Below are 14,116 nucleotides of genomic sequence, written 5' to 3' on the forward strand. Positions count from 1 at the left end.
GCAGCGTCAGATGTGTATAAGAGACAGGAAGAGCGCATCGCCACGTGCGCAGGCTTGCTCGGGCGCCTCGAATCGGCGCTGCAGGATTACGAGCGCGCAGCACGCCGCAGTGGCGCGCTCACCGAAGCGGACGTTCAGAAGATGCGTGCGCGCCATGAACAGTTGAAACAAGCGCTCGCGGCCAATCGTTTCGATGAGGTCGAGCGAGCTGCGCGCACCGAGATCGACTTCGTGCAACGAGAACGGGAGCAACGGCAGGCCGACGCCATCCGTAAGGAAACTCTCAGACGCCGCGTGCAGAAGCGCACCCGGGAAAATGAGGCGCAATTGCGCACCAGTGCAAAATCACCGATTGGCGGCGATCGTGCCACGGAGCAGCAACTCGAGCTCGCAAAGAAACTCAAAGAGGCCGAGGATGATCGCTCGTTCGAGCGCTGGCTGGCCGCTCATCCGTCTGTCGCCGATACCGAAACGACCCGCATCGAGCAGCAACTGGCCGAACTATCGTTCCTGCTCGACGCCGATGCTCTGCAGGATCTGGAACGCAGACTACAGGCCGTCGAGCAAGAGCCCGCAGCTCAGCAACGAAACCTGCGGCTCGACAGCTTGACACTCGAGCTCGCCAGCTTGGTAAAGCAAGCGCGGGATCGCGAGGCCACGAGATTGCGAGTGCGAGCGCTAGCCGAGGAGCTTAGAGCAGTCGGTTCCGCCGGAGCCGTCGAGCGCGCCGCAACTGTTCTCGCTGCAATCGACGGCGACCTGCAAGCACTTAGCGCGTTGGAAGCGGACACGATGAATGCGCTCGCAGCGGAGCGAGAATCGTTAGCCGCCCGCGCCCGACGCAACGCTGTTCTCAAAGGCCTCGCGACACTGGGCTATCAAGTGCACGAAGGCTTGGAGACCGCATGGGTGAACTCAGGCCGCGTGGTTGTGAAGCGATCGACACAACCAGGCTATGGCGTCGAGCTGGGCGGTAAGAGCGAGACCGGCCGACTGCAAGTGCGTGTCGTCGCGCTTCGCGGCGCGGGTGACGCGGCCGACAGCACACGAGATAAGGACGCCGAACGCATCTGGTGCTCGGATTTCTCCAAGCTGCAGAAACAAATTGCGGACGAAGGTGGCGGACTCGTTATCGAACGAGCATTGGGTGTCGGCGAAACACCGCTGAAGGTCGTGGAAGACGCCGAGACCAGTGCTGCCGCAGCCCGCGCAGCCCCGCGTGAACGCGCCTTGCCGAGGCCGTGAGCTGTCTATGGCGAAATCAGCCGGTCCTGACATTCCCATGCTCAAGCATCAATTGGTTGAGATCGCTGCAGCGAACGTTCAGTCGTTGGCCTGGGACGGCAACGATTTGATCGATTGGGTGGGCGGCGGCGCACGCTATGAACTCGACGGCAAGCACGCTGCCGCGAGGGTCAGGTACGCCTACACATTCGATGCCGCGGCCACGTCTCCAAGTGGTGAATTCCAGGTCATCTACACACGACTCGGCACCAAAGGCCTCGTTTTGAGGCGCGGCGAAATCATTCGTGAAATCAACCGAAGCTTTTATCAGGCAGATGTCTACGAATATCCGCTAGCGCTGTTCTGCCTCGAGGACGGTCGCGAGGTGCTCGCGCACTGCCCCGATGAGTATTGCCGCCTGGAGCTCCACGATCTCGCGAGCGGCGAGCGGCTGACCGACTCAGACCAGCGCAGTCCTGGAGATTTCTTTCATTCGCGACTTGCGATATCGCCTTGCGGTCGATATCTGCTGAGTGCGGGATGGATATGGCATCCAGTCGACGCCGTGCACGTCTATGACATCGCTACCGCGCTGGCGAACCCGAGCCACTTGGACGGTGCTGGACTACCGCTCGACGCCAGGGCCGACGAGAGCAGCGCGACATTCCTGGACAACGGACGCCTCGCCGTCGCGCTGGACGGCTGCGAAATCGACGAAGACGAGATACCGCCGCCCTCTGCGAGAGAGCTTCGAATCTACGATCTTGCAACGGCAGCCGTGTTGGCAAGCACCCGCCCGCCCGAGAAGGTTGGCTCAATGATGGCCGTTGGAGCACACCATCTGCTTACGCTCCACGAGCACCCAAGACTCCTCCACATCCCATCGAATGAAATCATCCGCTCCTGGCCCGAGATTCGCTCCGGCACTCAGATCAGCGGCATATTGATGGACCGACGACACTTGCCACCGCCGATGGCGCTGGATCCGGTGAATGCAAGATGCGCGATTGCCAGTAGCAACTGCATCCACGTTTTATTGTTCGAAGGAGTGAATGAGGGTTGAGCGTGGCGAAGTAACACGCGCCCCGGCGCCACTCAAGACTCACTCAGCTCCGCGGTCATGCCAGTCGCAGCGGATCGATGCCTCTATAAAAACGTCGGCGTTGCCAGACAGGCACGAGTCCCTTACTCTGCGCTTAACCTTGAGCGACATCGCCGGAGAATGGAATGCACCGTCGTATTCGAAACATCTTGCTCATCGGGCTCTTGCCGCTAGCGGCACCGGCCCAGGCTGCGTGGGTCACCTACGATGGCAAGGTTCAGCAGATCCTGACGTATCCCAGTGGGACTCATTTCTACATCGTCCTCGATACCCAGCCCGGCTCGCCTGGAAATTCTGCCTGCAACCCAAGCCTTTTTGCTGTGGATGGCACGCAAGCCAATAGGATTCTCTCCGTTGTCTCGCTCGCCGCAGCGACGGACCGTTCCCTCAGCATCACCATCGATGACGCGGCGGCGTGCGTGACCGGGTATCTTCCGGTCGTTCGGGTAGTTTTCGTCAACTGATCGGTCGGCGCCGATGCTGAGTCAGGTCGCGTTGAGGTACAGACCCCAAACCAACTGGGCTGTCTGATTGCCAGTGCAGGCCACTCCATCGGCTTCGAATCGGACTGTTACGGACTTTTCAGCCATCAGCGCTGCCGTTGCAGCCGCCGTCAGTTTCTTCAGCCTCTCAGCCTTGGTCGGAATGGCAGGGTCGGGCAAGAACATCCAGACCAGCCCTGTATCGAAATGAACCCAGAGACTATCGTCAATCCATACTCGCGATATCTTTCCGGTGCATTCGGTGTACGCGTGCGTGGTGGTAGATGCCGCCATCAAGAATACTGCGGCAACGATTGATGACAACTTCGCCATATGAGGCCTCTCCATAGACAGGAAATAACGATCCGTGACGTCAAGTGGAACCCGCACCGGCCACTAGCAAGGCCGTGCTAAAGCAAGCCATCTCTTGAAATGACAATCAATTGGGGAAGAATCAACGCGACGAAGACTCAGGCCGCCAGATTTCTGCAGCACAAACTCGCTCTCCTTAGCCTCATCGACCGTGATGACGAATGCACTGGGATGTGCGCCTTCTATGCCATCCCTAGCCGTGTCGTCGGCAGATAGTTGCAGTTGCAATGCAGGGGTGTCAACGGCACCGAGGCAGAGCGAAAGAAAAATCAGGGATTGGAGCAATCCGAAGAATCCAAGCAATCCGAGGCCGTGCCGACCAGCATCTCAGTGCTTGCGACCGACGGCGCGGTCCAGCGCATCGGCGAAATTGTCCGCACCTCGCTCGATGCCCAACTCGGCGGCTCGCAAGCCGCCAAGTCCGGAGGTCACATCGAGTGCGATCGGGCTCTCGGTGGCCACGAAGGCCCCCAGGATTTCGCCGGACTGTGCATCGATCATCTCTCCGGCGATGGTCACCGAGCCGACGAATGCAGCGGACTTGCCTTCTGCCTCCTTGACGGCACTCAGGCCGAGCCCGAGTGGAGTAACCCGCAGTGCAGTCGCTGCAACGGATTGACTGGACTGCACGCCCGTGAGCTTCAGGCGCAGTCGAACGACGTCGGGACCCGGTTGCGCGGTGAGCGGATAGTTGCGCTTGGTGAGCTCAGCGGTGAAGTCCTCGGTGACCTTGTTCGCCAAGCGTTGCTTATCCGCTTCGCTGGTCTTGCCGAAATCGGCATCCGCGCCTGTATAGACTTCGGTGTTCTCGATCAGCATGGACTTATATTTGCCTATCTGCAGCGTTGGCGAACGATAAACCAGCGTCCCTGGATCTTTGCTGCGATTCAATGGGACGCTCTCGTCGAGACCGGCGGTCGACCTGGGCCCTCCGCTGGAACAGCCAGCAAGTATCAGAACACCCAAAATCGCTGCAGGAAGACCACGCATGATTCGTTCTCCCGGTCGGGCAATGTTCGCGGGAACGCCACTGTGCCTGGCACTTTTCGGAGGGCGAACGCAGGATACCTCCAGACAGAGGCTGCACACAGAGACGCTTCATGCACCCAGGGTGAGGCTTATGCCTCAACAGCTGATCGGCCTGGCCCTCTGCATGATCTGCATCGTACGACCCGGCGTCGGCCGCAGCCGATAACGCAAAGCATCAGTAGCGCCCAGACTCCGGGAAGCCGGCTGCCCCCTGGGCACGTAGCCGCTCCCTTTTCTCACGAATAGCTGGCGTCATTCCGGCTGGCGCATCGTCGTTGACGGTATCGCGACGCTCGCATTCGGACCTTGCCAGTCTCGACACCAGGCCGGGCAGGTCATCGCAGCGCCGTGTCACGGCAGGGTCGGGCGTCACCCCGCCTGCTCGAGGCGGCAATTGCGAGGCGCGTGGCGAAGTCTGTGCGCGGACAGAGTTTGTCAGGCTGCCGGCGAAGACGAAGGCGATCGTCGCCACTGCGACTGCGCCAATAGTACTTTTCATGACAACCTCCTGCGGTACGCCGCCCGTCGATTCGGCCGGACGGTCGAGAGCGGGAATGGAACGGGCCGAAGCCGGGTTCCGTCATGAAAACGCCGCCCTGGCAGCCAGGGCCGGCACTGCGTCCTAGCTAGCTGCCGCGAGGGGCTCCATGTCGAGCATCGTTCCCCGGCACGACTGAGATCCGCACCGGCACAAATAGACCTTCAGATCCTCGGGATCGTCGCCGCTCTCCCAGGTGAGTCGATAGTCGTAGACCAACTCCTCACCCACCTGGATGTCACGCAGCGCCTCCAGGAAAATCCGACCATCGTCATCGACGGCTTCGCAATTCGGATCGCAGCTATGGTTGACGAATCGGGCGACATTGCCATCGACTCCACAGTCGATGACGGTATCCTCATCCACGTAGAACATGAACGTGTGACCGGCCTCTGTATCCTTGTCCTGATAGCGGCGATCCGACTCTGCACTGGATATCCGCTCGCCCAAGACCTCCGCGATGGTCTCGCCTGCGCGAATGGGCTCGATAACGTAAACACCAAGGCCGTGAATGCTCGACCTACGCGCTTCGATCTTAAGGGTCTTCTCGCTCATCTTTGTCGATGCCAACGCGGGACAATGCCCGAACAAAGCCGCGGATGATATCGACAAGAGGCGCTGGAGATCCATCATTCCCGCTAAAAATTCACGCGTACAGAGCGTTCATCTTCGCCGGTTCGAAGGCTGTCCCGCGTGGTCCGCAAGTCCTCAATCAGGCCCGCAGAGAGCTGCCGGTTTATGTCATCACAGGCGACGACACCCCGGTCGTGGTTGCGAAGGAAGGCTGACCATCGCCGACCTCCTCTCGGCCGACCGGGTGCCGGTCGCGGCATGTACTTCGCCACCGTGCGCGGCGCCACTCGAAGAGCGAGCTTGAGCATCAGCCTCGAAAGTGAGTGCAGGTAAGCACGTCTTACATTGCCGACGCTTTGCCATTCTCGCGCGGACACGACAGCCGATTCGGAGAGTATTTTGGAACGGACCGGCCGCGCTGCCGGTTGTGTTTTACACAGTCGAGAGGGACTACCGGTCATGACGATCTCGATCCCGATCAAGCGCGGGCTGGCTGTCTTGTCACTGGTCTGGATGACGACGCCTGCCTTCGCGGCCGAAAGTGCTCCGCCGGCCTTCAACAATCATTGCCGAACGTGCCATTCCGTGAAGGAGGGTGACAATCGGCTCGGGCCGTCGCTGCACAACATCTACGGTGCCAAGGCGGGGGCATCGTCGACCTATCCCAATTACTCGCAGGGCATGAAAAGCGCCGGAGTCACCTGGGACGAGGCGACGCTCGACAAATTCATCGAGAATCCGGAGCAGGTCATCCGCAACAACAATATGAAACCCTACAAGGGGATCGACGATCCGACCGTGCGCAAGCAGATCGTCGACTACTTGAAGTCGCAAAGCACGAGCCCTTGACCGATCAGAACTTGCCTCGGATGCCGGCAATGAACCGTCGCTCGTAGCCGAACTGGTACGCCTTCTGACTTTCCCATTGGAAATAATAGTTCTCGTACTCGTTGGTCAGATTGAGCCCCTGCAGATATGCCGTGAAGCTCCGGGTGATGTCATAGCTCACTGAGGCGTCGATGTAACTCGTAGGCGACTGATACACCGTGAGTCCTTCGGTCCCCCAGATCTGATTGAATGCCTCCGCTCTCTTGCTGCGGTAATTGTGAGCGATGCGCGCCTGCAAGCGGTCGCTCTCGAACCACAACACGAAATTGGTCTGGTGCTTGGAATTGCTGGGGAACGGCAGCTTGTTGTCGGCGATGTCGGTACGCCCGGAATCGCTGGGCGAGTAGGTGTAGTTGGCGTCCACGCCGAAGTTACTCCAGATGCCCGGCAGATTTGAGAACGCGTGCTTTGCCGAGAGCTCCACGCCCTCCAGCGTGCCGCCCTCCCCTTGCACGTTCGTCAGCACGTTCACCGTACGCCGGACGACGCCGTCCTGATCCGGCAGCGCCATCGGCACTGTGCCGCGCTCGATGAAACTGTCGACCTCGATGTGGAACAACGCCGCGGCCAGCATCGTCTGGCCGTTCAAATACCATTCGATCGAAGCGTCGAAGTTCTTCGAGCGCCACGGATCGAGCTGCGGGTTGCCGTTGGAGTTGGCACCGACGATCACGAAGCGCCCACCCTCGGCATTGGAGATCGCATACGAAGGCGTCAACGCGCCGCCCCACTGCTCCAGATCGAGCAGTGTCATGGTCTTCGAATAGCCCATGCGCAACTTGACGGAGTCGCTCAGATCGAACGTCAAATTCAGCGACGGCAAGTAGTCGTTGAACTCCCGATCGGTAACGACATCGCCGGCATCGCTATTGGCCGCACCGTAGGGCTGAGGTGCGCCGACATTGTTCTGGACCACCTTCAGCTTGGTCTTGACCATGCGCAAGCCGATGTTGGCCGAGTACGGCACAGCGTCGCCGCCGTTCACTCTTCCCTGCAGATAGGCGGTCGTTTGATCCACGTCCACGCCGAAAGAGTTGCCGGGATTCATGACTTTGACATTGCCGGGGAACAAGCCGTTGTGGAACGCAAGCGGGTCGTCCATCGCTTCGGGATTCAGCACGTACATGGGCGGGACACCCTGTGCGTCGCCATAGTCGGTAATCCGGGTCACGTTGTTCCCAAATGAGGAAAGCGGCATGCGGCCCAGGGCCGTGTAAAAGCCACCGGCATCGCCCGCGGTACATGCACCGGCGATGCCGCCGCCGCTCAGTACGACGTCGGTAGCCTTCCACTTCACCAAACACCCGCTGCCGTTGGATGCGGCACCCGCGTAGAACGGCGCGAGATAGTCGTAACCGAGCTGAGTGGTCTCCCGCTCGCTGTAGCGAACACCAGCATCCAGCGCAAATTTCTCGGTGAACTCGTAGCTGCCATCCAGGCGGAATGCTGCCATGTCGGCATCGCGGTCGAAGTTGTTCTCGGAGGACAGCGCGCCGATCGAGTAGGCATCGAGGTTGTCGACGATGTTCGGTATGCCCGAGAAGCGCACGTGCTCGCCGCGATAGTCCGCCGTGATCTGCGGGAAGCCGGCGTATCCGTTCGGATAAGGATTCTGCGTGCCACCCGGATAGTAGTTGTTCTGAATACCCCACTGGCTGCCGTTCGCTAGATCGATGTCCGCGTAGCTGTTGACGATGTTCTGCTCGGCATCGGCGCGGATCGCGCGCACGCTTCCAGTGAACTTCCCGCCGTTATCGAAGCTCAGCTCGAGGTTGAAGTTCTGCGATTTCGCATCGGTTCTCGCCACCTGCGAGAACGACTTGAGGCGTCGCGTGTCCAGCAGGAATTGATCGACCAGGATGAGCTCGCGCCCGTCGATCATCGCACCGCTGCCTCGCGAAGATAACGGCGTGAACCATTCCCATCGCTGCCACTTATCTTCGGCGGCCATGCCGGCGGTGCGAACATACTGTTCCTGATCGGTGTAGAAGGCATCGGCGACCAGTTGTACGGCATCCGTGATGCGCACCTGGAAGGAGGCATTCAGGCCGATGCGGTCGCGCTCGGTGAAACGGTTGAACGCGGTGTGCCCCTGATAGGAAACGATCATGTCGGTGGTATCGCCATCGCCGTTCACATCGCCATTCACGTCGCCGGGCCAATTGCTGCCCTCGTTGGGGCGTCCGCTCCAGCCGTGATCGCCTTGCATACCGCTGTAGTAATTCGCAAGGTTGACGTTGGAATACGCCACCGAAACCAGCGTACCGAAGCGATCGTTGTTCCAGGCGACCAGCAGGTTGCCCTGCGGATCGAGCTCCTCGGCGCCGTCGCCGTACGTGCCCTCGACTGCGGCCGACGCCGTAAGGCCTTGCGGTAGATCGAAGGGACGACGGGTGAGCAGGTCGACGGTGCCGGTCAAGCCGCTGCTGAGCAAGCTCGACGTTGCCGTCTTATATACATTGGCGCCAGCAAACAACTGTGAGGGAACGTCAGTGAAATTCGGTTGTACGGTAGTGATGGAGTTGGCGCCGAGAAACTGCTCGCCGTTGAGCAACGTGGACACTTGCGGCAAGCCACGCACCGCAATCTGACTACCTTCGCCGGCATCGCGGCGAATCTGGATACCTGGGATGCGCTGCAGGGAATCGGAGATGGTGACGTCCGGCAGTTTGCCAATGTCTTCAGCTGCAATTGCATCGACGATCTGCAGCGAGTCGCGCTTGATATCGATGGCTGCTTGCTGAGCGGCGCGCACGCCAGTGACCACTACTTCCTCCAGTTCGCGCGCGCCCTGCTCCTGAGCCAGGCCGGTATCAGCAAACAACGCTACGCCCGCGGCCGCCATCCACGAACCACGTCGCCATCGCACACTCCGTGTAGGCATCTCTCATCCCCCTGATTGACTACCGAATCGTTCTTCGCCGGCCTTCGGCCGATCGACGCTTCGCTGGTCCCGATCATCCGCATGATCGCGCACGAGGCCGTTGCGCGTGATTCTGCTGCGGCCGTTTTAACCTTGTCAATACATTCTTATATTTGTTTTATTTAAATACCGCGGCATCGACATAGCCGTCGAGCGGAGATCTCCGGGTAATGTTTACTCGCGTGAGTTCATTCTTTAGCAAGACGCAATGACGGGCGCCCTACTCGGGGCGGTTCAACGTAGCATCGAGCTCTACGATCGCGGCAACCAGGTGATAAAAAGAGCTGGCCGGCGCGGGCTCCTCGATGAAGTCGCCTCCGTCGGACATCTGGTCGCGCCACAGCCCTGCCGTCTTGGTCCGCAGATAGTGCTCGATCGCAGCCGCGGAGCGTTGCGCGATATCCAGATAGCGTGACATGCGCGTCAACTCCCAAGCGGCACAGCCGGCCTTCAATCTTTCGGTCTGCGGCCACAGTCTGGCCCTACGATCGCGGACTTTTCCGTCAATCCACAAGGAATTGACAGCTACGTCTCGTGACGGATCCACCCCGCGGCTTTCCGCTGCGTCGATCAGGGTTGTCGCAAGCTTCGCGGCTCGTGTGTCCCCTGTACTCGAGTGCCAACGCAGCAGCAGCCAAGCCCACTCGAATTGGTGACCCGGCTCCACGATCAAACCTGCCTCGCCTGGCGCGGGCTGCCAGTCATCGGTGTAGAACTCTCGGATCTGCGAGCTCGCCGTGTCGATGAGCCTGGTAAACATGAGCTCAACGATGCTCGCGGCCAGGCGGTGCCAGCGTATATCGTGATCTACCCTGTACCACGCGAGCGCCGCCTCCAACAGATGCATATGAGAGTTGCTCATGACCATGAGCTCTCGATCGGGCGCTTCGAAGAATCCGCCCGCCGCATTTGCCAGACAGCCCTGCACCGCTGCCAGCAATGCATGGGCGCGCTGAGGCAGCGATTGGTCGTTGAATACGTCGTAGGCAATCGCATAGCCCAACAATGCGAACGCCTGATCGTAGAGCAGCACGGAGTCGTCGACGCAGTTGCCATCGGATGCGACGCAAGCGCGGATAAGTCGGTCGGCTCGCACGTGATGACGCAAGAAAAATTCAAGCGCGTGCGCGACCGCCGGCTCCGACATTCCGGCGCGACCCACGTCGTCAGCCAGACTGAATGCAAACATCTGTCGCGGATGCAGTCTTGCACGGCGCGGTTCGTCGAGAGGCTGACCGTCCTGCTCGAGACGCTCGTGAAAACCGCCGTGTCGACGATCCGCGCCACGGGACCACCAGAGTGGATAAGCGTCTTCGACAAGCCAGCGCATCAAGCGCGCCCTGCTCGCATCGAGCAATCTCAACGACGCCGCCTCCGCCGACACAACGATGGAGACCTCCCCCTTCATCACGTTCACTTAAGCGGCCATAGCCGCGCTGCGCCTCTGACACCGGAGGAATCCCCCCAGCGCGCCTGCACGATGCGCGGCTCCCAGCTATCGGTGAACACATACGAACGCACCACAGCCGGCAGCTTTTCATAGAGCTCGCCAACGTTCGACATGCCACCGCCAAGCACGATCGTGTCCGGATCGACGATGTTGGCAATGACCGCGAGCGCCCTTCCCAGACGATGGATGTATCGATGCACAGCGCTCTGCGCCGCATCTTCGCCCACTCGCGCCAACTCGATGATCTCTTCGGCGCACCTTGGGATATTCGTGTGAGCGGCGTAGTCTCGCTGCAAGCCGCTGCCGGACACCCAAGTTTCCAGACAGCCGCGCTGCCCGCACCAACAGCTTGGGCCTTCGACCTCTTCATGCGAAGGCCAAGGCAAGCAGATGTGTCCCCATTCGCCGCCGACGCCGTGCGCGCCTTCGACGAGTTGCCCGTGGACGACGAGCCCGCCGCCGCAGCCCGTTCCCAAGATGACGGCAAAGGCAACCTTCGACCCGACGGCCGCGCCGTCGATCACCTCGGAAAGCGCCAGACAATTTGCATCGTTCGCGATCCGCACCGGCCGCCCCAATGCGGAGCTCACGTCCTCGCGGAATCTGCGTCCATTCAACCACAACGCATTGGCGTTGCGCATCGCGCCCGTACGCGGAGAAACAGATCCCGGCGTACCGATCCCGACGGTGCAGTTGTTTGTTCCAGCCTGTTGCTCGGCGCCGTGCACGAGCTCACAAACCGCTTTGATCGCTGCCTCGTAGTTCCCTGGCGTCGCCGCGCGAATGCGAGCGCGGAATTCACCGTGACCGTCGATGGCAGCGGCTTCGATCTTGGTTCCTCCGAAATCCACGCCAATCTGCATCAAAGCGCTTCCCTGCCGCCGACGCGGTTTCCCCAATGCGACCCGGGCAGCGTACTGCGGCGAATTAACAAAGTAAATTTATTTAATAGGCCAACCGCAGGAATACCGTCAGCAGCGGCAGACTGGATCAGTCCGCGGAGATCTTCATCAGCGCCGAGCGAGACGGCAGCAGTCGTTCCTGGAACGGAAGGATGGCCGCCCCGATCGCCGGAGCATCCGTGGCCATGGCAGCTCGCATCACGGGAGCGATCTTTGGAACGGCGCCTGCCCTGCTACGCAGACGCTGATTCAGCCGCTCCGCGAGCTCATCTACCAGCTCACTGGGCAACCGGCCGCCGATAAACACCGCCTTGGGATTGACGAGACAGCTCACAGCAAGCAGTGGGTCCGTCAAGAAGTCCGCCGAGTCGGCGATCCAATCTGCGACGACCTGTTTGCCCTTGGAGTCGAGGGACAGCAGGTCCTCCGGGCGCGATACAGTGCGATTCTTCTCGGCCAATAACTCATACAGGGCGGACAACGAAACCGCCGCCTGCAACGAATGGGCCTTGGTCCGGCGCGAGCGCAGCGGCAGGAAACCGATCTCTCCGCTACGACCATCCGCGCCGCGAAAGTAACTGCCGTCGATGACCAGACCGCCGCCCAAAGATGCGCTGATCAGCAGATAGAAAAACGTCGGGCTGCGCAGGCCATGCCCGAATTGGAGCTCGCCGATGGCGGCCGCAGCGGCATCGTTCTCGACCAGTATCGGTTCGGGCAAAACGTTGGCCAGCATCTTGTTCACATCCACGGTGTTCCAGACGCCGTAGCTGGAGGGACGATGGGGCAGGTCAATCTGCCCCAGATCGTCTGGCAACGCCACGCCCGTGCCGATAATCTTGCTTTTTGCGAACTGGCGCGTACGCAACATCTCTTGCATCGCCGTTCGTGCAAAGCTGACCACGGCGTTCGGGAGCGCGAAATCGATCTCATCGGTGATGTGTGCCCGGACGTGTCCCGTAACATCCAGCGCCACTGCCGTGACATGGTCGCGATCGATATTCAAGCCAATGGAGAAAGCACCGTCGGGGTTGATGGCCAGGCGCTTCGCGGGTTGCCCGCGTTTGCCACGCAGCCTGCCGAGCTCGACGATCAGGTCCTCCTGCAGCAAACGATTGGTGATATTGGCGATCGAGGGCGGGGTCAAGCCGGTGATGCGGGCCAGATCCTGCCGCGTGATCTCTCCATTCACGCGGATGGCCTGCAGCGTGACTCGTTGGTTGTAATCCGCCGCGCGCTCCAGGTTGGTCCCGGCGAGGCTGCTGTGTTTGGGCGATCGCTGGGCGGCCCGGCGCGCACGGTGGCTGATCTGCATGGTGTTCGGAATTCGGGACTCAGGCCTTATGTCTTCGGCTCCGCTGCGTACCCGATGAGGACGCGGCGGCTGTTCGACATCATGCCACAGGGCCTGGCTTCCCCGGCATCACGCCAAGCATCGCAAGATCGCCCTGAAGAACACGCCAATCTTTCCCGCGCGCCATCAAACGGAACGACTGTCTGCTGGCGCCCAGGGCTCGGAGGTGCATTGTGTCAAGCGAACTGAGGTACCAGGGCGGGACAGCAATTCATGTCGGGAGATGTCGAATTGTTCATAAAGCCGAGCCCATGTATTCGATACATTGATCCCACGACGATTTCAGCCGGGAACCTCGGGTGAGCAAGTTAATCGTTATAGATATTGGCGCCCGCGCAGGCCTCCACCCGCGGTGGAATGGCTTGCCGATCGAAGCCATTGGCTTGGAAGCCGACCAGGAGGAATGCGACCGCCTCAATGCTGCTGGCGGCGACGTGCGCTTCCTCCCCTACGCAGTGGGCAGGACCGACGGCGAATCGGCCGTACTCAACCTGACCTCCGGCATCGGCTGCAGCAGCCTGTATGAACCCAACCAGGAACTGCTGGCGCCCTACTGGCATCGCCGCTACTGGCAGGTGGAGCGACAGGTCCCCATGACTCTGATAACGCTGGATACCATCTGCGAGCGCCATGGCATTCGTCCGGATGCGCTGAAGCTGGATATCCAAGGGGGCGAACTGGCGGCGCTCGAAGGCGCCGAGGACGTCCTGAAGGGCGTGCTCGCGGTCGAACTCGAAGTGGCGTTCCAGGAGACCTACCTTGGCCAGCCGCTGTTTGCAGACATCGATGCGTTCCTGCGCGCGCGCGGTTTCTCGCTGACAAAACTGCGCACGGAATCCTGGCGCAGAGACAAGGAAACGAAATCCCCGCACGGGGCGACAGTCCTCTACGGGGATGCCCTCTACCTGCACGAGAGCCGCTTGCTGGACGCCCCGGTGAAAGCGAATCACATCTACCGCGCCTATCGATTGCATGACCGGACGGGCGACACCGTTTCACGAACGTGGTGGCAGCGAGTGATCAGCTGGGCAATGCTACGCACTGACGGCAACTACAAGACCTGGCGGACCTGGCTGGATGCCTGCGCCTCCCCATCGATGCGTGACTTTCGCGATCCCGACCTCTGAAACGGACCTTGAGCGCTGGTCGCTGCAGGTTGCCCGCGCAGTCCAACCACCAGTTGACTGGAGACGGAAACTTGACAGTTCCGTCCACGTCCTGGTCGAGATCGAACGTGCCGATCGTCCACAGAAGCTGTGCGCAAGCCTGTGGATAAAGG

13 protein-coding genes are annotated in these 14,116 nt (G+C 60.6%); 5 read left to right on the forward strand and 8 right to left on the reverse strand.

Features of this window, described 5'->3' with window-relative positions; translation table 11 throughout:
- The 3 genes from D0550_RS33550 to D0550_RS33560 form a co-directional block, all read left to right on the forward strand.
- Positions 1-1,245 (forward strand): coiled-coil domain-containing protein (locus D0550_RS33550; protein WP_116813538.1); only part of this gene is annotated, 1,245 nt, incomplete at its 5' end.
- A gap of 7 nt (positions 1,246-1,252) precedes the next feature.
- Positions 1,253-2,287: a hypothetical protein gene (locus tag D0550_RS33555; RefSeq protein ID WP_116813539.1), complete on the forward strand. Its 1,035-nt coding sequence runs from the start codon at positions 1,253-1,255 to the stop codon at positions 2,285-2,287.
- A 164-nt stretch (positions 2,288-2,451) separates the two neighbouring features.
- The gene (locus D0550_RS33560; RefSeq protein ID WP_116813540.1) at positions 2,452-2,790 is read left to right on the forward strand and encodes a hypothetical protein; all 339 of its coding nucleotides are present in this window, start codon (positions 2,452-2,454) and stop codon (positions 2,788-2,790) included.
- A 21-nt stretch (positions 2,791-2,811) separates the two neighbouring features.
- Here D0550_RS33560 and D0550_RS33565 read toward each other — a convergent pair whose 3' ends face one another.
- The 4 genes from D0550_RS33565 to D0550_RS33575 form a co-directional block, all read right to left on the reverse strand.
- A complete protein-coding gene (locus tag D0550_RS33565) occupies positions 2,812-3,141 on the reverse strand; it encodes a hypothetical protein (RefSeq protein WP_153067472.1) in 330 nt (109 codons plus the stop codon).
- A 366-nt stretch (positions 3,142-3,507) separates the two neighbouring features.
- Entirely contained in the window at positions 3,508-4,071 is a 564-nt protein-coding gene (locus D0550_RS33570; RefSeq protein ID WP_161966212.1) for a DUF3313 domain-containing protein, read from the reverse strand.
- Positions 4,072-4,384: 313 nt separating this feature from the next.
- The gene (locus D0550_RS34765; RefSeq protein ID WP_153067473.1) at positions 4,385-4,708 is read right to left on the reverse strand and encodes a hypothetical protein; all 324 of its coding nucleotides are present in this window, start codon (positions 4,706-4,708) and stop codon (positions 4,385-4,387) included.
- 123 nt (positions 4,709-4,831) lie between these two features.
- The gene (locus tag D0550_RS33575) at positions 4,832-5,302 is read right to left on the reverse strand and encodes an SET domain-containing protein (protein WP_116813549.1); all 471 of its coding nucleotides are present in this window, start codon (positions 5,300-5,302) and stop codon (positions 4,832-4,834) included.
- A gap of 477 nt (positions 5,303-5,779) precedes the next feature.
- Between D0550_RS33575 and D0550_RS33580 the strand changes: the two genes are divergently transcribed.
- A complete protein-coding gene (locus D0550_RS33580; RefSeq protein ID WP_116813543.1) occupies positions 5,780-6,169 on the forward strand; it encodes a c-type cytochrome in 390 nt (129 codons plus the stop codon).
- Positions 6,170-6,173: 4 nt separating this feature from the next.
- Here the strand turns inward: D0550_RS33580 and D0550_RS33585 are convergent, their stop codons facing one another.
- From D0550_RS33585 to D0550_RS33600, 4 genes are all read right to left on the reverse strand, one after another.
- On the reverse strand, positions 6,174-9,092 hold the full coding sequence (locus D0550_RS33585) for a TonB-dependent receptor (RefSeq protein WP_116813544.1): 2,919 nt from the start codon (positions 9,090-9,092) through the stop codon (positions 6,174-6,176).
- A gap of 259 nt (positions 9,093-9,351) precedes the next feature.
- Positions 9,352-10,539 (reverse strand): AGE family epimerase/isomerase, encoded by a 1,188-nt coding sequence (locus D0550_RS33590; protein ID WP_153067474.1) that lies wholly within the window; start codon positions 10,537-10,539, stop codon positions 9,352-9,354.
- Positions 10,540-10,544: 5 nt separating this feature from the next.
- Positions 10,545-11,447: an ROK family protein gene (locus D0550_RS33595; RefSeq protein ID WP_116813546.1), complete on the reverse strand. Its 903-nt coding sequence runs from the start codon at positions 11,445-11,447 to the stop codon at positions 10,545-10,547.
- A 124-nt stretch (positions 11,448-11,571) separates the two neighbouring features.
- Complete coding sequence (locus D0550_RS33600) at positions 11,572-12,798, reverse strand: ROK family transcriptional regulator (RefSeq protein ID WP_116813547.1); 1,227 nt, start codon at positions 12,796-12,798, stop codon at positions 11,572-11,574.
- Positions 12,799-13,136: 338 nt separating this feature from the next.
- On the opposite strand from D0550_RS33600, the gene D0550_RS33605 reads away from it, so the two are divergent.
- Positions 13,137-13,964, forward strand: a complete 828-nt coding sequence (locus tag D0550_RS33605) for an FkbM family methyltransferase (RefSeq protein WP_116813548.1) — start codon at positions 13,137-13,139, stop codon at positions 13,962-13,964.
- The last annotated feature ends 152 nt before the right edge of the window (positions 13,965-14,116 follow it).

The sequence above is a fragment of the Steroidobacter cummioxidans genome, assembly GCF_003104955.1.